Source organism: Chryseobacterium sp. 3008163, from assembly GCF_003669035.1.
Taxonomy (GTDB): domain Bacteria; phylum Bacteroidota; class Bacteroidia; order Flavobacteriales; family Weeksellaceae; genus Chryseobacterium.
Genome location: NZ_CP033070.1, coordinates 3,033,186 through 3,049,643 on the forward strand (window position 1 = coordinate 3,033,186; position 16,458 = coordinate 3,049,643).

Here is a 16,458-nt window from a genome sequence, read left to right on the forward strand (position 1 = left end):
TGTTATTTAATTTGTATTGATTTCATTTTGTCGGCAATTTTTCTACTGTTTTCATTGCCGGAATTTTCCAGATTAGAAATAATATTTTGATAATCTGATTCTTTCCTGTTCTGAGACAGCTTTTGATTGATATAAATTTCAGTAGGAAAGATTTTAATACCAAAAGCACCCTTCATTTCCTTTTCTACAAATTCTTTACCCATATCTTTTACGAATACCGGGCATTTTTGAGATTGCTCGTATTTTGAAGTAAGTTTTTCAAGATGATTATAAAGTTCTTCGTGATTCATAAGTTTGATTTTTCCATAAACCTGAACAGCCTCATAATTCCAAGTAGAAACATTCAAATGATTATACCAGCTGCTTGAAATATAAGTGTGTGCTCCTAAAAAATCACATAAAACTTCGTCGCCATCCTTCAGTATTTTGGCTTGTGGATTAGCTCTTGAAATATGTGTTTCAATGTATATTTCCTCTGGGTTATCTTCATTGAGCATCATCATAGAATGTGTTGCTCTGATTTTATTTTCCGACGAGATCAGTAAAGCAAAAGCATTCTTTCTGATGATTTCTTTCATCAAATGATCATCTTCACTTCGGTATATTTTAGGTATAAACATATTAAAATAATTCTCCCGGATTTCTCGGTATAGCAATATTCAAATGTCGGTATGCTTTTTCCGTCACTTCACGTCCTCTTGGCGTTCTGATGATAAATCCTTCCTGAATTAAAAACGGTTCATACACTTCTTCCAAAGTTTCTGGGTTTTCAGCGATGGATGTTGCCAAAGCTGAGATTCCCACAGGTTTGCCTTTGAAATTTTCAATCATCACGCGCATGATTTTATTATCCATTTCATCTAAACCAAATTCATCAACATTTAAAGAATTCAAAGCATACGTTGTAATGTTGATTTCAATTTCTCCGTTTCCTTTTATTTCTGCAAAATCACGAACTCTTCTCAACAACGCATTGGCAATTCTTGGTGTACCTCGGCTTCTTCTTGCGATCTCAATTGCGGCATCTTCATAAATGGTCACACCCAAAACACGGGCACTTCTGATAATAATAGTTGAAAGTAATTCAATTGAATAATATTCTAATCTGCTCTGAATCCCAAATCTCGCCAACATCGGTTTTGTCAACATTCCGCTTCGAGTAGTTGCACCAACTAATGTGAAAGGATTTAAACTGATCTGAACGCTTCTAGCATTCGGACCGGTTTCCAGCATGATGTCAATCTTGTAATCTTCCATTGCAGAATAAAGATATTCTTCCACAATCGGTGATAGCCTGTGAATTTCATCAATAAAAAGAACATCATTTTCCTCTAAATTGGTAAGCAATCCTGCAAGACTTCCTGGTTTATCCAATACAGGACCCGAGGTAATTTTACAATTCACTCCCAATTCGTTGGCAATGATATTAGATAAAGTTGTTTTTCCCAAACCTGGCGGACCGTGAAGAAGAACATGATCGAGCGCACCCCCACGATTCTTTGCGGCAGCCACAAAAACTTCAAGATTTTCTAATGTTTTTCTTTGTCCCGCAAAATCTTTAAAACTCTGCGGACGAATTTTTTCTTCCTGTACGAGTTCGTCATCGGAATAATTTTCCTTATCAGGATGTAAAAAATCTGGCATTAATTCATTTCATTTACCTCAAAGATAACAAATTTAGGTTTAGGCTGAGACTGAGATTGAGGAAAATTTCAGGCTGAGTTTAAGGTTTAGTCTGAGGTTACAAGTCTGAAGACACGTGATTTAGCAAATTGATATATTTTAAGTAATTTTGAGAGAGAAAATTTCAACGTTGCGGTTTCGGCCACAACCTCAAACTTAACCTTAATTTAATGAAATTAATTGGACCTTTCAAGCAGGTGGTTACACTTGCCAATCTTCCCTTAAGAGGAAAACTTTCAGACGAGCAACTTGAAGTTATTGTTGATGGCGGAATTTTAGTGGATGATCACAAAATTCAAAAAGTAGGAAACTTTGAAAATTTAAAATCAGAAAATCAAAATATAGAGATTGAAGCAATTGAAGGAGAGCAAATCGTTCTTCCTGCTTTTGTTGATTCTCACACCCATATTTGTTTTGGAGGAAACCGTGCCAATGACTTTGCCATGCGAAATGCAGGGAAAACATATCTTGAAATCGCCGAAAGCGGTGGTGGAATCTGGAGTTCCGTTCAACATACCAGAAATGCTTCTGAAGAAGAGTTATTAAAAACTTTATTAGAAAGAATTGATGTTTTAATAGCTTTAGGAATCACCACAATTGAGGTGAAAAGTGGTTACGGTCTAGATGTAGAAAACGAATTAAAAATGCTTCGAATCATCAAAAATGCACAGTCTCAAACTAAGGCAACATTAGTTCCGACTTGTTTGTCTGCACACTTGAAGCCTAGAGATTTTGAGGGAGACAATAAAGTATATTTAGATTATATTTTAGCTGAAATTTTACCCAAAGTAAAAGAAGAAAACCTTGCCAATAGAGTCGATATCTTTATTGAGAAGTCAGCATTTCAACCTGAAGAAAGCAAAGAGTTTTTACTTAAAACTAAAGACTTAGGTTTTGAAATTACGGTTCATGCAGACCAATTTACACCTGGTAGTTCAAGAATTGCTGTCGAAGTGGGTGCACAATCTGCAGATCATTTAGAAGCGACCATTGATGAAGATATTGAATTTTTAGCTCAGTCAAATACCGTTGCAACCGCTTTGCCCGGCGCAAGTTTAGGTTTGGGAGAAAAGTTTACACCCGCAAGAAAATTATTGGATGCTGGCGCAATTTTGGCAATAGCTAGTGACTGGAATCCGGGTTCTGCACCCATGGGAAATTTAATTACGCAGGCATCAATTTTAGCAACGTATGAAAAGCTAACTACCGCTGAAGTTTTGGCAGGAATGACTTTCCGTTCAGCTTTTGCATTAGGTTTAAAAGACAGAGGCAGGTTGGAAAAAGATATGAAAGCAGATTTTGTAACTTATAAAACAGATAATTTCCAGAATGTATTGTACAATCAGGGAAGTTTAAAAGCTGAAAGTGTTTTTATTGATGGCACAAAAGTAAAATAAGATGGGAATATTTGATAAAGTTTTCGGAAAAAAGAAGAAAATGTTGATGTTGAAATTCAAACCTATCAGGATTTCTGGAATTGGTTTTTAACGAAAGAAAAAGAGTTTCATGCGATTGTGAAAAACCGCACTCATATTGAAACTGACTTTTTTGATTTGATGTCATCTCAACTACGCAAGATCAATGTAGGTTTTTACTTTCTTGCAGGGATGAGCGACGATGAAACCGTAGAATTGATTATTACTGCAGAAGGTGAAATTAAAAATATCGTTTTTGCCGAAGAAATTATTGCTGCCGCTCCGAAGTTAAATCAATGGAAGTTTACGGCACTAAAACCGGAGATGAATTTAGACAGCGGCATTCGTATGGAAGGTCTTGAATTCAATACAGAAAACATTCACTTTTACGCAAATGAAATCGAAGGTTATCCAGACGAGATTGACATCACATTCGTTTATGATCATTTGAACGCCGATAATAAAGATTCTGCAGTAACAGGAGTCTGCATCTTTTTGGATAATTTTTTAGGTGAATTAAATTTTGCAACGCAGATCGATACTTTTAACGTCATTGGAAAAGATGAAGTCAAAAATGAACTCATCCCAATCACGAAACTGAAAGATTACTTGCAGTGGCGAGAAAGAGAATTTACGGAAAAATATAAAAACGTAAAAGATTTCAGTGAAGAAGATGCTTACACTGTTCTCGAAGCAGTCTTAAATAACGGATTGCCATTGATTGCTACAATTAATACAACTTCATTAAAATATGATGCTAAAGCTTCGTATCCATGGATTTCAGTTTTAAAAATTCACTACAATGGAGAAGAAAATAACGGGCTTCCAGAAAACGAAGACTACGAGAAATTAAATACCATAGAAGAAACGGCTTTTCAGAATCTGAAAAATGAGGAAGGAAATCTTTACATTGGAAGAGAAAGTGCAGATGGGGTAAGAGAAATTTATTTTGCAAGTAAAGATTTCAGGTCTGTTTCAAAGATTCTCCAAAAAATTATCAAAGACAACCCCGAATATAAAATGTCACTCGAAATTTATAAAGACAAATACTGGCAAAGTTTCGAACGCTATAATATCAATTAAAATTAGATAAAATTATGATCTGGCAAGGAAGATTAGACGGAGAAGAACCATTGTTTCACAGACTTTTTCAGCGTGTGCAGGAAGCAGAAAATCATGATCTTATTATAACTAATGATTTCGTTTTACATGGTTTTGCAGTAGATGAAGGTGTTAAAAGAAATAAAGGCAGAGTAGGAGCGAAAGATGCACCGGACATTATTAGAAAAAACATGGCTAATTTCCCTGTGATTTTGCCGGATTTTTCGATGCTTGATTTTGGAAATATTACTTGCGAAGACGGAGATTTAGAAAAAGCTCAAAATGCTCTTGCAGAAAATGTTGCTCAGGCTTTAGCGAAAGGTGCGAAATCTCTCGTGTTAGGTGGCGGTCATGAAGTCACTTTTGCCCATTACTCAGGAATTAGAAATGCTTTTCCCGATAAAAAAATTGGAATCATCAATATCGATGCTCATTTTGACAACCGCAGGCCGGAGACCGGAGTTGGAGCAAGTTCCGGAACCGGATTTTGGCAAATTGCTCAGGAAGAAAACAATCATACGCTGCATATTGGAATTCAGAGAAATTCAAATACTTTAAAATTGTTTGATACCGCTCATCAGTTTGGGATGAAATATATTTTAGCAGACGAACTGTTTTTTGAAAATCTTCCATCGGTGTACGAACGTATTACTGAGTTGATAGAGTCTGTGGATGTGGTTTATCTTACGATTTGCATGGATGTTTTCAATGCCGCAATCGCTCCCGGAGTTTCAGCCGCAGCCTACAACGGGTTGTTTACGGATGCCGCTTTTATGCATTTTTACAAACATATTTTAAAGAGCGAAAAACTCGTTGCATTAGATGTTGCTGAAGTGAATCCTCAATATGATATTCAGGAAAGGACAGCGAGGTTGGCAGCGAGCTTGGTAAATGAATGGCTGATGATCTAAAAGACAAATTAAGTCAATAGAGATTATCATTTTTTTAAATATAACGAAGGAACATATTTTGTTGCCTTACTCATGCTTTATCCAAAAGCAGAAAATTCATTTTTGAATTTTTTAAATGAAATTACGACATGGAACAATCAATCGAAAGTAAACTCATAAAAGCAGATAAAGCCTTTACAGAGTGGAAAAAAGTACCTTTTGCAGACAGACAAAAATTAATTAAAAAGGCTGCAGAATTATTTAAAGCAAAGTCAGAAGAATTTGGCATCATCATTACCAAAGAAATGAATAAACCCATTTCGCAATCTATCTCAGAAGTAGAAAAATGTGCGTTGATGATGAATTATTATGCGGAAGCTGACAACGTTTTACAACCCGAAAAAATAGAATCTGAATATAAAATTTCTGAGATTCATTATGTTCCGAAAGGGGTAATCTTGGGAGTTATGCCCTGGAATTTTCCTTTCTGGCAGGTTTTAAGATTTGCAACGCCTGCAATTTTAGCTGGAAATACCGTTGTTCTGAAACATGCTTCAATATGTTTCGGAAGTGGAAATGCTATAGAAAAAATATTTTGGAAGCTGGTTTTCCTGAAGGTGTTTTTCAGAACTTAGAAGTTGGGCACAAAGAAGTAAAAGAAATTCTTGAACATCCGATAATTAAAGGTGTAAGTCTTACCGGAAGCGAAAAAGCGGGTGCCGAAGTCGCATCAATTGCCGGACAGAAAATCAAAAAATCTTTGCTTGAATTGGGAGGAAGCGATGCTTTTATCGTTTTGGATGATGCAGATTTAGATGAAGCAGCGAAAGTTGGTGCTCTGGCAAGACTTCAAAACTGCGGACAGACTTGTGTTGCGGCAAAAAGATTTATCATTCAGAAAGATATTGAATTTGATTTCTTACCTAAATTTATCGAAGAATATAAAAAATATGTTCCTGCCGATCCGATGAATAAGGAAACAAAATTAGGAGGAATGGCAAGACCAGATTTGGCAGATGATTTAGAAAAACAATATCAGAAGGCTTTAGATAATGGGGCAGAAGCTCTTATTCCTTTAGAGAGAATTTCAGATACAGAATTCAAGCCGGGATTAATCAGTGTGAAAGAAGGCAATCCTATTTTGCAGGAAGAATTATTCGGTCCTTTGGGAATGATCATGATTGCTCAGAACGATAATGAAGCTCTGGATATGGCAAACAATATTCCTTTTGGACTTTCAAATTCAGTTTGGACACAAAATACAGACCGTCAGCAATTTTTCATCAATGAATTGGAATCAGGAACGGTGAATATCAACAGAATGACGAGTTCTGACCCACGTTTCCCGTTCGGAGGTACAAAGTCTTCAGGATATGGAACGGAGCTTTCTTTATTGGCTTTAAAAGAGTTTGTGACGGCGAAGACTATTTTAGGGAAATAATTCTTTAATATAAATTCCTGACTTTTAAATTTAATTTGTTATTTTCATGAATATTTAAAATAATCTATGAAAAAACTTTTCATTCTCGTTGGAATTATGATCGCACAGAATGTTTTCTCCCAAGAAGAAAAGTGTGGTTTGAAAAAATCGGACTTTGATATTTATAAAGTAGGTACTGAGGATTTAAAATGTCTAGCAAAAAACTCTGACAAAAGAAATACGATATTTTTCACGTTTGCCGGCTGGTGTGAGCCTTGTCTTTATCATCTGCCGAATTTTAAGAAAATCGAAAAAGAATACAATGTTGACTCCTATGTTCTTCTCATGGATAATGAAGGAAGTGAAAGGACAAAAATTGCAATGGATTATGTACTCAAAGATTATCCGGATGCAAAAATTGTTATTTTAAAAGATAGGGAAAAGAAAAACGGTAGAAAATATAAAGATTTTGTGAAGGAAATTACGCCTAGTCAATATGAGGTTATTCCGGATATGTCGAAGTATATCGTTTTGAATAATTCCGGAGAAGTGCAATTGGTTACCAATTGGAAAGACAACAAAGAATATCCGCAATGGAAAGATGATACGTCTACAATCAAAAGAATTGTTTTACCATTACTAGAAAAGAAATAACAAAAAACTCTCGAGAATTCTCGAGAGTTTTTTATTTATATCAAAAAGATTAAACTGTTGTTAATCTCAAAGTATTCGTTTTTCCGCCTTCATAAGATGGAGTAGCGTTGATGTTGATTACAAAATCTCCGGTTTCAATATAACCGTGATTGTGTGTCAGCATATTTACCTGAATAATTGTTTCATCTGTAGATTTATGCATATCATAATGATAAGCACGAACTCCCCAAAGTAAATTCAGCATCGTGATTACACGCTTGTTGGCACTGTAAACAATGATGTGAGAATTTGGTCTGTGAGCAGATATCTGGAACGCTGTGTATCCTGAATTCGTTAAAGTAACAATAGCAGAAACGTTGGTGCTCTTTGCAATTCTTACCGCAGCAAGACAAACTCTGTTTGTGATAAATCTCTCATCAATACAGTTGAAGTCTTTTTCAATCGGCTCATTTTTATGTTGATAAAAATTAGTCTGCTCAATATTTTGAACAATTTTCGCCATATTTTCAACTACCTGGATAGGATATCTACCTACAGAAGTTTCACCAGAAAGCATCACGGCATCAGCTCCATCCAATACAGAGTTGGCAACGTCATTTACTTCCGCTCTTGTTGGTGTCAAACTGTTGATCATCGTTTCCATCATTTGAGTAGCGATAATTACCGGCTTAGAATAGAATCTCGCTTTCTCAACCAAAGTTTTCTGAATCGCAGGAACTTCTTCCATCGGAACTTCTACCCCAAGATCTCCACGGGCAACCATTAATCCGTCGCATTCCAATAAGATTTGATCAATATTTTTTACACCTTCAGGCTTTTCAATTTTAGCGATGATTGGTGTTTTAAATTTACCGTTCGGGTGCTTAGACATCAATTCTTTCAAATCGATAATATCTTGTGCGTGACGTACAAAAGAAAGTGCAATCCAGTCAACTTCCATATCCAACATGAAATTGGCATCCAAAATATCCTTTTCTGTCAATGCAGGAAGTGAAACGTTCGTATTAGGAAGATTAACCCCTTTTTTAGAACTCAAAGGTCCACCCTGAATCGTTTTAGCTTTTACAGTATCAATTTTATTTGTTTCAAGAACTTCTAAAACCAATTTTCCATCGTCAATCAAGATTCTTTCACCAACATTCACATCTTGAGGGAATTGCTGATACGTCATGTATACTTTGGTAGAATCTCCTTCAATCTTTTCGTTGGTAAACGTTAAAACGTCACCAGGATTTAAGTAAGAACCTTCTTTTACAACACCAACTCTTAGCTTTGGACCTTGTAAATCTGCTAAAATACCTACAGAATATCCGTATTCCTTATTAAGCTCTCTGATGGTTTGAATATTAGAACGAACTAAATCGTAATCTGCGTGTGAAAAATTTATTCTAAATACGTCAACACCAGCTTTCATCAATCCTAACATTACTTCCTTTGATGAGGAAGCGGGTCCAAGCGTTGCGATAATTTTTGTCTTCTTTAAATACTTATTCATAATACTGTATTATTTGATAGAGTTCATCCTCAGAACTCAAATTGTAATCTTGAATTGGAAACACAAGATTTTCAGGCAGCAAAATTACGGAAAAATCAGTGAATTGTTCCGGACTATGCAGAATATATTCTACTTCTGTCTGATTATTTAATAAAAATTTAATGTTTTCTTCTTCTGAGAAGAGTTCAGTTTGTAACTTTTTTTGTTTACTATCTGAAGATTTATTAGAAATAAAAGTGAAGCAGGTCTTTGTAAACTTGTGGTATGCCTCAAATCTTGGAAAATAATAATCGTAGTAAACTCCGTGAAAAACAAGATCTTTAATTCTTGAAAATTTCAAATCGTTTCCTTGATTTATTTTGAAAAAAAACTCATGATCGGGTATATTTTTAGCTAATCTTACCAAACCAATGGTAATATCTTCAAATTCTATATCGTCAAGATCATACAGTTTTTGGATTTCCAAGTATATTTTCTTTTTTATTTAAAATATAAAATGCTCTTTGTGCCGATTTTTCTTCGGCTTTCTTTTTGGAAGTTTCGGTAGCGTTGGCAATTTTTTCATCACCTAACCACACGTGACAGCGGAAAACAATACTCTTGTTCACCTGAATTTCTTCACAAGTTTCGTACTTAATGTTGACCTTTTTCTTTTGGCTCCATTCTAGCAGAAGACCTTTGTAGCTTACAATTTTATTTTCAAGCTTGTTGATTTCTGAAGGCGTGAGCAATCTTTCCAATACGATTCTTTTGCAGGTATCATATTGAAAGTCAAGGTAAACAGCTCCCACCAAAGCTTCAAAGAGATTTCCTGAAATATTCTCTCCTAAAGCAGCAGAATTGTTGTTTTTTTGTAAAAGATCGGTAAGTTTTAAATCTTCTCCTAATTTATTCAGATTCTTCCTATTTACAATTTTAGATTTCATCTGCGTCATATATCCTTCGTTACCTTTAGGATAAGTGCTAAACAAATGACATGAAACAATTGTACCCAAAACAGAATCTCCCAAAAACTCAAGTCTTTCGTAGTTACTATCTTGATTTTTAGAAGAACTTTTAATAGAAAAAGCTTCGCGGTAAAAGTTGATATTCTGAACGGGTGTGCCTAAAATTTTATTAAGCTCAATGCTCAGGAAATAATCTCTTTCCGTTAATACTTTTTTTCTTTGTTTGAGAAGGAATTTAGAAAAGTATTTCTGTAACTCCATTCAGTAATAATTAGATTTTCTTGAATAGAACGCAAGCGTTGTGTCCACCAAACCCGAAAGTGTTACTCATCGCTACTTTCACATCTTTTTTCACCGCTTTATTGAATGTGAAATCTAATCGGCTGTCGATTTTTTCATCATCCGTAAAGTGATTGATTGTAGGAGGAACAATACCATGAATAATAGCTCCCAAAGCAGCAATAGCTTCAATGACTCCGGCAGCACCCAGAAGGTGACCTGTCATTGATTTTGTAGAATTAATCTGAATATTGTAAGCGTGCTCACCAAATAATTTAGAAATTGCACTAGATTCTGCCTGATCTCCTAATGGAGTAGATGTACCATGCATATTGATGTGGTCTACTTCATCAGCAGTTAATCCTGCATCTTCCAAACAATTTTTCATTACTAAATAAGCTCCCAAACCTTCAGGATGTGGTGCCGTCATGTGATGTGCATCTGCACTCATACCGCCACCTAATAATTCTGCATATATCGTTGCACCACGCTTTACAGCGTGTTCATATTCTTCAAGAATGATTGCTCCTGCACCCTCACCCAATACAAAACCATCTCTGTCTTTGTCAAAAGGTCTTGAAGCTGTTTTCGGATCGTCATTTCTTGTAGAAAGTGCCATCATCGCATTGAAACCACCAACGCCACTTGCTGTAACGGCAGCTTCAGAGCCTCCGCAAACAATAACGTCTGCCTTTCCTAATTGGATCAGCATTTTAGAATCAATCAATGCATTTGCAGATGAAGCACATGCAGAAACAGTAGTATAATTGGGACCGTGGAAACCATATTCTATTGAAATATGTCCCGGCGTAATGTCCGCAATCATTTTAGGAATAAAGAAAGGGTTGAATCTCGGAATATCTGTGTTTGCCCACCCTAAAACCTCAGTTTCAAAAGTTTCTAAACCACCAATTCCTGAACCCCAGATAACTCCGACTCTGTGTTTGTCTACATTGTCTTCCATAATCCTTGAATGAGCAACTGCCTCACGGGCAGCTACCATACCAAGTTGGGTGTTACGATCCATCTTTTTGGCGTCTTTCTTGTCGAAATGATCCAGCGGATCGAAGTTTTTCACCTCGCAAGCAAACCTTGTTTTAAAGTTTGTGGCATCAAAAAGAGTCGTCGGAGCGGCTCCGCTCTCACCTTTTAACAGGCTTTCCCAGTATTCATTCGCATTATTACCGATGGGTGTTAAGGCGCCAAAACCGGTTACAACTACTCTTTTTAATTCCATAAACTTTGTAAATTTTCTTTGTTGAAGAATATTATTTATTTACTACTTCTTCAATGTAAGCAATAGCGTGCCCTACAGTAGTAATTTTTTCTGCTTGGTCATCAGGGATCTGAATGTTAAATTCTTTTTCAAATTCCATGATTAACTCAACGGTATCCAAAGAGTCAGCTCCTAAATCATTTGTGAAGCTAGCCTCTGGAGTTACCTCTGTTTCTTCAACGTCAAGCTTATCAGCGATGATAGCTTTTACTCTTGATGCAATGTCTGACATAGTAAATTATTTTTTTAATTGTTAGATTGTGCAAATATATAAAATTCTTTACGATAAAACATTTTTTTAGTCTTTTTTGTGGACCAATACCGCTTATTTTATTGTCTCAGACTTTAGTATTTTAGTTTTCAGGTGTTTAGATTTTAAATTAAATCTGATTGTTTGTTTTGATGTTTTATTTTTTTAATTCTCAAAACTTTTTAGTTTAAATTTTTATTAAAATTGCATTAAAAGTAAATTTTTGAGCCCTTAATAACATCCTGAAACGGCTAAAGCTTTAAAAAAGATGCGAGGTTTAAGAGCGTATTGCAATATGTTGATTCTTAATTATAGGAATTGTATTTAACAAAGATGCGTCAAGCCAGAATTCTATTATTTTAGAAGATGTAAAACTGTAAATTACTTAAAAGTGAATTTCTGGACGTTGTCAAGCAGATAGATATTACACGAAAGGTTTGGGGTGAATTTTCAAATATTTGTAGATCGATTCTTGATTCAACTTATCTAAATGCGGGAATTTACAGATTCTGGACGGTACCTTTCGTTGTAGGTAATATGGATAAAGTAGATAAGTGTACTAGTAAACCCATCAATTCAGGTTTATTGGCTTTATCACCTAGTTGTCCTTTCTGGATTTAGCAAAAGCAAACGAAAAAAATGTTTTCAATTCTTCAATCTATGCATTGATAAGGTATCATGTATTCTTGGTTGCCTTGTTAAGAACGAAGGTGTTAAAATGAATTTTTGATTTTTACTTTCAAAGAAAAACACCAACAAATTTTGTTGGTGTTTTTTTTCTTTAAATAGTTTTAGTTTAGATTTTTAATCAAGTGGTTTTCTTCCACTAATAATATTGTAAAGCACTACTATAACTGCAATTACCAATAATATATGTACTAAAGAACTAGTTCCGATTCCTGGTACGACATTCAATATACCTAAAAGCCAAACGATAATACAAATGACTGCGACTAACCATAGTAAACTTCTCATAATAAAATTTTTGGGTGTTATATTTTAGTATTAGCATATACTATGCCTTTCTGATTATTGTGCAGAAGTTGTGGTATGTGTTAATGAAAAAAAGAACAAACATTGAGTTTTTTTATTACTAAAGTTGAGTTGGCGAATTTTCATATTTTCAATAGTGCTATAATTTTCCGCTTTTATTCTTATAGCCATATTGATAATAACAGCTTACTTGATTTTTAAATTAAAATCATCACCGCAATGAAACGGTATAACTAGCCTTTGCAATTATACTTTATTACGAGTATATGATTAATTTGACATTATTTTCTTTTTGAACTCCTCGAATTCTACAGATGGTAAACCAATGGCTTTCCTATTGGCATTGATCTTCTTTTTATCGCTGTTTTCCGTTATCGGAATAATCACATGATATTCTATTGGCCTGTTATTGATCTCATTTCTTCTATCTTCCAACATCGCATAATTAAACGGATCGCATGTTCCGTTTCTGATTAATTCGGGCAGTTTCTTTTTGAAATAATCATAATCCCCATTATAGGCCATGTGGTTAAAAATCTGGGGTAAGAATATTTCCGAATGTGGTTTTCCTTGCAGATTATATCCACCAACAATTTTTTCATTAGGAAAGCCGACTGTTTCGATTATTTCTTTTAATCTTTGGCTGTGCTGCCAATCAATTTTTTTTATACTGTCGTAGTTTTTTGTATTTCTTATGTCCTGATCTTTCAGTGTCATATTGCCCAGCTCATTTCTTAATGGGATGTTGATTTTGCTGACATTTTTTGCGACGATTTTTTCAACTTCAATCTTGTCGATATGAAACTCTTCTAAAAGTTTTGCTACACTTTTATCTCCTAAAATAGCTTCTAAAACGTATGCTTGTTCGTAAAGATAATTTTCAACATCAGTTCTTTCAACTTTTGCCACTTTACTCTTAGAGATCAAATAATCTCTCGATACATTTACAAACCAACCTTTGACGGGTTTGTATCTCTTCAGCAGGTAATCTAGAATTTTATAAGATTCATCATAATTCTTCGTCATAAATAAACTGTCTGCCTTGTAAATCTCGGAGTAATACGCTATATAATTTAACTCCTCCTGGCGGCCACTTTTATGAGAAAAGCTTGTGTCTCCTGACTTTTGAAAATCTGTTGATCTGCTTCCGCAACTCATCATTAGTAATAAAGTAATCAGAGTAATAGTGATAGGGGGTTTAGAAAAATTCATACATATTAAATTTAGATCTTTAAATTATCAATAAATCGTTAATTATCGCAATGGATAAACGTTTGTATTGACATATAAATATAATTTTTTTTAAACTTGATTTTATTTTTTTTAATATTATTTCAAAAATATCCTTATTGAATTACAAAAAAGCTTTATTTGAGGATTTCATTTTGCATTTTTAAATTGAAAACTTGCATCGTAGGGAGGGAGGTGTTGATTCACAGTTCTAATCTCTATTAATGTTCCATGTAATATTAGGAATTTGTATTTGTACTGAAGTGCTGATTTTTGGTAAGGATTTTCTGCTGAGGGTACTTCAAATGCCAACACGTAATCATTCAATTGGTGTCCGGCTTATTATTTTACAAGGAAGTTATGCTCTTGTAAAAACAACAGAGGTAGCACTTAAATTAGCACCTTAAAAAAACAAAACCCTGTAAATAAATTGATTTACAGGGTTTGAAGTGGAGTTGGAGGGATTCGAACCCTCGTCCAAACAAGCAATACATAAGATTTCTACATGCTTATTTTACTATTGATTTTCGTGCCTAAGCAGAGAGCAAACACCCAACTTAAACCTTAGCTTCTGAAGTTTTCGAGTCTTGGTCAAAGCTCCCAAAACCTTATTTCTGCATTACTATATCTCAGAATCAAACGCCGCAGAACAGAGCATTTGTGAGACATCTTGCTTCCTTACTATCTTCGGGAAAGCGCTTGAATCTTACTTTATTCGGATTAAGCTGCAAGAGCGAACTCTTCGTTGCCAGTTAAAAGTTTGTAGCAAGTGATTAAAGAGATCGCACTACGGTTCTCTGCATGCTTACTTACCCATTGATCTTGCTGTCGAAACCAGTCAACCCCATGTTTACGTAGAGGCAAAGATACAATATTTTGTTTAAATTCAATTCATATTAAAAAGTTGTGTTTAGAAATTTCAGAATTAATGTCGATTTTATAGATAAATAATTTGCTAATCAAGAAAAAAGTTATATTTTTGCAATCCAAAATGAGATGTAAATTATGTTAATAATACCTGTAAAGGATGGTGAATCCATCGATAGAGCACTTAAAAAATACAAGAGAAAATTTGATAAAACTGGTACAGTTCGTCAATTAAGATCTAGACAAGCTTTTATTAAGCCTTCTGTAACTCTTAGACAATCTAGGCTGAAAGCAGCTTATAAGCAAAGAGGATTAAGCAAGGAAGAACAAGCTTAAGAAATTTTCTTAAACACATACTAAATCACTTCTTAAATAGTTATATTTGAGGAGTGATTTTTGTTTTATATATACATTATGCGAGAGAAGTTTTTAGACTATCTACAGCTCGAAAAGAGGTATTCGCCTCATACCATAACAAGTTACCGTAAGGATCTTGACGATTTTTTTTCTTTTTATCTTAAAACAGAAGGTTCAGAAAACATCATTAAAGCTAATAAAAAAACAATCAGAAATTTTATCGTTGAACTCAGTGAGAATGATATTTCAAAAAGAAGTATCAATCGCAAGCTGTCTTCGCTCCGAAGTTTTTATCTTTTTCTCTTAAGATTAGGCGAAATTGAAGTTTCTCCTGTAGAAACGGTTACTTCCCTTAAATTTTACGCAGAGAAGCAAATTCCTATGTCTGTGGAGGAAATGGAGGTGCTTCAGGATAAGATTCTTGTCAATGTTGACGATATCTTAGAGAAATGCATCGTGGAGGTTTTGTATCAAACAGGAATCAGAAAGGCTGAGCTTTGTGGCTTAATATTTGAGAGTGTAAACCTCGAAGGGGAACAATTGAAAATTTTAGGTAAAGGAAATAAAGAACGTTATGTTCCTATTTCACCTGACTTAGCAAAACTACTGAAAGGCTATTTGGAAATCAGAAAACCTCATGAAGATTTTAAACAATATTTCTTTGTCAACAAAAAGGGAAAAAAACTGACAGAAAAATTTGTTTATGTAGTGGTTAATAATTACCTTAGTCTTGTTACTTCGAAGGAAAAAAGAAGTCCGCACATCTTAAGACATAGCTTTGCTACGCATGTTTTGGATAATGGGGCAGAGATATCTAAAGTAAAAGAAATATTAGGGCATTCTAGTCTTGCAAGCACTCAGGTGTACACGAATGCCAATATAGAACAGTTGAAAAAAGTGTTTAATCAAGCTCATCCAAGAGCTGTTAAAAAAGAAGAATTATGAAGATTTCAGTACAAGCAATCGGCTTAACTCCACACGAACCGCTAGAGTCACACGTTGACAAAAAAGTAAGCAAGCTTAATACGTTTTACGACAAGCTTCAGGAATGCAAAGTGTTCTTAAAAGTAGAAAACAATTCAGACAAATCCAATAAGACAACAGAGCTTATTTTGGTAGTTCCGGGTGAAGATATCGTCGTGAAAAAGACAAGTACGAGTTTTGAAGAAAGTTTAGACCAATGTGTTGACGCGGCTAAGAAACTGTTAATCAAGAAAAAAGAATTAGCATAGAAAATAAATTAAAAAAAGTTTCTAAAAAAGTTTGAGATTTCAAAAAATCTGTTCTATATTTGCACTCGCAAAAAGGAACAATCGTTTTTTGAAATCTTTTTTTATTTTGCCTCCGTAGCTCAGCTGGCTAGAGCAGCTGATTTGTAATCAGCAGGTCGTGGGTTCGAGTCCCTCTGGAGGCTCAATTTAATATAAAATATCTGGGGAGATTCCAGAGTGGCTAAATGGGACTGACTGTAACTCAGTTGCTTCGGCTTCGCAGGTTCGAATCCTGCTCTCCCCACATTTTATATTAAAAAAAAGCTTGCAAGTTTCAAGAAGTTTTGTTACATTTGCAAACCGTTAACCAATAATTTTGGAAACAAAATT

At 34.7% G+C, this 16,458-nt stretch carries 16 protein-coding genes, 2 tRNA genes, 1 other RNA gene and 1 pseudogene; 10 read left to right on the top strand and 10 right to left on the bottom strand.

Annotation, left to right across the window (positions count from 1 at the left end; genetic code table 11):
- Nucleotides 1-2: 2 nt before the first annotated feature.
- On the bottom strand, nt 3-620 hold the full coding sequence (locus EAG08_RS13830; RefSeq protein WP_129535953.1) for an FMN-binding negative transcriptional regulator: 618 nt from the start codon (nt 618-620) through the stop codon (nt 3-5).
- 1 nt (nt 621) lies between these two features.
- Nucleotides 622-1,644, bottom strand: coding sequence for a Holliday junction branch migration DNA helicase RuvB (ruvB, locus tag EAG08_RS13835; protein ID WP_047444967.1), 1,023 nt, complete (start codon nt 1,642-1,644; stop codon nt 622-624).
- Nucleotides 1,645-1,853: 209 nt separating this feature from the next.
- Between ruvB and hutI the strand changes: the two genes are divergently transcribed.
- From hutI to EAG08_RS13860, 5 genes and pseudogenes are all read left to right on the top strand, one after another.
- Entirely contained in the window at nt 1,854-3,080 is a 1,227-nt protein-coding gene (gene hutI, locus EAG08_RS13840; protein WP_129535954.1) for an imidazolonepropionase, read from the top strand.
- A gap of 159 nt (nt 3,081-3,239) precedes the next feature.
- Nucleotides 3,240-4,181 carry a DUF695 domain-containing protein gene (locus EAG08_RS13845; protein ID WP_228446580.1) on the top strand — a complete coding sequence of 314 codons (942 nt, stop codon included), beginning with the start codon at nt 3,240-3,242 and terminating at the stop codon, nt 4,179-4,181.
- Nucleotides 4,182-4,195: 14 nt separating this feature from the next.
- A complete protein-coding gene (gene hutG / locus EAG08_RS13850; protein ID WP_129535955.1) occupies nt 4,196-5,110 on the top strand; it encodes a formimidoylglutamase in 915 nt (304 codons plus the stop codon).
- Between the two features lie 128 nt (nt 5,111-5,238).
- Nucleotides 5,239-6,530 (top strand): annotated as a pseudogene (locus EAG08_RS13855) (aldehyde dehydrogenase family protein).
- A 66-nt stretch (nt 6,531-6,596) separates the two neighbouring features.
- Nucleotides 6,597-7,163 carry a thioredoxin family protein gene (locus tag EAG08_RS13860; RefSeq protein WP_129535956.1) on the top strand — a complete coding sequence of 189 codons (567 nt, stop codon included), beginning with the start codon at nt 6,597-6,599 and terminating at the stop codon, nt 7,161-7,163.
- Nucleotides 7,164-7,212: 49 nt separating this feature from the next.
- Here EAG08_RS13860 and pyk read toward each other — a convergent pair whose 3' ends face one another.
- The 8 genes from pyk to ssrA all read right to left on the bottom strand — a co-directional run bounded on the left by pyk (nt 7,213) and on the right by ssrA (nt 14,479).
- Entirely contained in the window at nt 7,213-8,658 is a 1,446-nt protein-coding gene (gene pyk / locus EAG08_RS13865) for a pyruvate kinase (protein WP_129535957.1), read from the bottom strand.
- Nucleotides 8,651-9,124, bottom strand: coding sequence for an IPExxxVDY family protein (locus EAG08_RS13870; RefSeq protein ID WP_129535958.1), 474 nt, complete (start codon nt 9,122-9,124; stop codon nt 8,651-8,653). The genes pyk and EAG08_RS13870 overlap by 8 nt, the downstream gene beginning before the upstream one ends.
- On the bottom strand, nt 9,102-9,866 hold the full coding sequence (gene rnc, locus EAG08_RS13875) for a ribonuclease III (RefSeq protein ID WP_129535959.1): 765 nt from the start codon (nt 9,864-9,866) through the stop codon (nt 9,102-9,104). The genes EAG08_RS13870 and rnc overlap by 23 nt, the downstream gene beginning before the upstream one ends.
- A gap of 10 nt (nt 9,867-9,876) precedes the next feature.
- On the bottom strand, nt 9,877-11,121 hold the full coding sequence (gene fabF, locus EAG08_RS13880) for a beta-ketoacyl-ACP synthase II (RefSeq protein ID WP_129535960.1): 1,245 nt from the start codon (nt 11,119-11,121) through the stop codon (nt 9,877-9,879).
- A 31-nt stretch (nt 11,122-11,152) separates the two neighbouring features.
- Nucleotides 11,153-11,392, bottom strand: a complete 240-nt coding sequence (locus EAG08_RS13885) for an acyl carrier protein (protein WP_002976354.1) — start codon at nt 11,390-11,392, stop codon at nt 11,153-11,155.
- An 822-nt stretch (nt 11,393-12,214) separates the two neighbouring features.
- Entirely contained in the window at nt 12,215-12,385 is a 171-nt protein-coding gene (locus tag EAG08_RS13890; RefSeq protein ID WP_129535961.1) for a lmo0937 family membrane protein, read from the bottom strand.
- 288 nt (nt 12,386-12,673) lie between these two features.
- Nucleotides 12,674-13,615: a hypothetical protein gene (locus tag EAG08_RS13895; protein WP_129535962.1), complete on the bottom strand. Its 942-nt coding sequence runs from the start codon at nt 13,613-13,615 to the stop codon at nt 12,674-12,676.
- A gap of 465 nt (nt 13,616-14,080) precedes the next feature.
- Nucleotides 14,081-14,479, bottom strand: a transfer-messenger RNA (tmRNA) gene (gene ssrA / locus EAG08_RS13900).
- Nucleotides 14,480-14,638: 159 nt separating this feature from the next.
- Here ssrA and rpsU point away from each other — a divergent pair.
- The 5 genes from rpsU (at nt 14,639) to EAG08_RS13925 (ending at nt 16,372) form a co-directional block, all read left to right on the top strand.
- Nucleotides 14,639-14,836 (top strand): 30S ribosomal protein S21, encoded by a 198-nt coding sequence (gene rpsU / locus EAG08_RS13905; RefSeq protein ID WP_034723363.1) that lies wholly within the window; start codon nt 14,639-14,641, stop codon nt 14,834-14,836.
- Nucleotides 14,837-14,914: 78 nt separating this feature from the next.
- Nucleotides 14,915-15,802, top strand: coding sequence for a tyrosine-type recombinase/integrase (locus tag EAG08_RS13910; protein WP_129535963.1), 888 nt, complete (start codon nt 14,915-14,917; stop codon nt 15,800-15,802).
- Nucleotides 15,799-16,089 carry an HPF/RaiA family ribosome-associated protein gene (locus EAG08_RS13915; RefSeq protein ID WP_129535964.1) on the top strand — a complete coding sequence of 97 codons (291 nt, stop codon included), beginning with the start codon at nt 15,799-15,801 and terminating at the stop codon, nt 16,087-16,089. The genes EAG08_RS13910 and EAG08_RS13915 overlap by 4 nt, the downstream gene beginning before the upstream one ends.
- Before the next feature lie 108 nt (nt 16,090-16,197).
- Nucleotides 16,198-16,271: transfer RNA gene (locus tag EAG08_RS13920), tRNA-Thr, on the top strand.
- A 20-nt stretch (nt 16,272-16,291) separates the two neighbouring features.
- Nucleotides 16,292-16,372, top strand: a tRNA-Tyr gene (locus EAG08_RS13925).
- Nucleotides 16,373-16,458: the final 86 nt, after the last annotated feature.

Coding starts and splice junctions, on each gene's coding strand:
- EAG08_RS13830 (WP_129535953.1), bottom strand. CDS start 620: ATGTTTATACCTAAAATATACCGAAGTGAAGATGATCATTTGATGAAA.
- ruvB (WP_047444967.1), bottom strand. CDS start 1,644: ATGCCAGATTTTTTACATCCTGATAAGGAAAATTATTCCGATGACGAA.
- hutI (WP_129535954.1), top strand. CDS start 1,854: ATGAAATTAATTGGACCTTTCAAGCAGGTGGTTACACTTGCCAATCTT.
- EAG08_RS13845 (WP_228446580.1), top strand. CDS start 3,240: ATGTCATCTCAACTACGCAAGATCAATGTAGGTTTTTACTTTCTTGCA.
- hutG (WP_129535955.1), top strand. CDS start 4,196: ATGATCTGGCAAGGAAGATTAGACGGAGAAGAACCATTGTTTCACAGA.
- EAG08_RS13860 (WP_129535956.1), top strand. CDS start 6,597: ATGAAAAAACTTTTCATTCTCGTTGGAATTATGATCGCACAGAATGTT.
- pyk (WP_129535957.1), bottom strand. CDS start 8,658: ATGAATAAGTATTTAAAGAAGACAAAAATTATCGCAACGCTTGGACCC.
- rnc (WP_129535959.1), bottom strand. CDS start 9,866: ATGGAGTTACAGAAATACTTTTCTAAATTCCTTCTCAAACAAAGAAAA.
- fabF (WP_129535960.1), bottom strand. CDS start 11,121: ATGGAATTAAAAAGAGTAGTTGTAACCGGTTTTGGCGCCTTAACACCC.
- EAG08_RS13885 (WP_002976354.1), bottom strand. CDS start 11,392: ATGTCAGACATTGCATCAAGAGTAAAAGCTATCATCGCTGATAAGCTT.
- EAG08_RS13890 (WP_129535961.1), bottom strand. CDS start 12,385: ATGAGAAGTTTACTATGGTTAGTCGCAGTCATTTGTATTATCGTTTGG.
- EAG08_RS13895 (WP_129535962.1), bottom strand. CDS start 13,615: ATGAATTTTTCTAAACCCCCTATCACTATTACTCTGATTACTTTATTA.
- rpsU (WP_034723363.1), top strand. CDS start 14,639: ATGTTAATAATACCTGTAAAGGATGGTGAATCCATCGATAGAGCACTT.
- EAG08_RS13910 (WP_129535963.1), top strand. CDS start 14,915: ATGCGAGAGAAGTTTTTAGACTATCTACAGCTCGAAAAGAGGTATTCG.
- EAG08_RS13915 (WP_129535964.1), top strand. CDS start 15,799: ATGAAGATTTCAGTACAAGCAATCGGCTTAACTCCACACGAACCGCTA.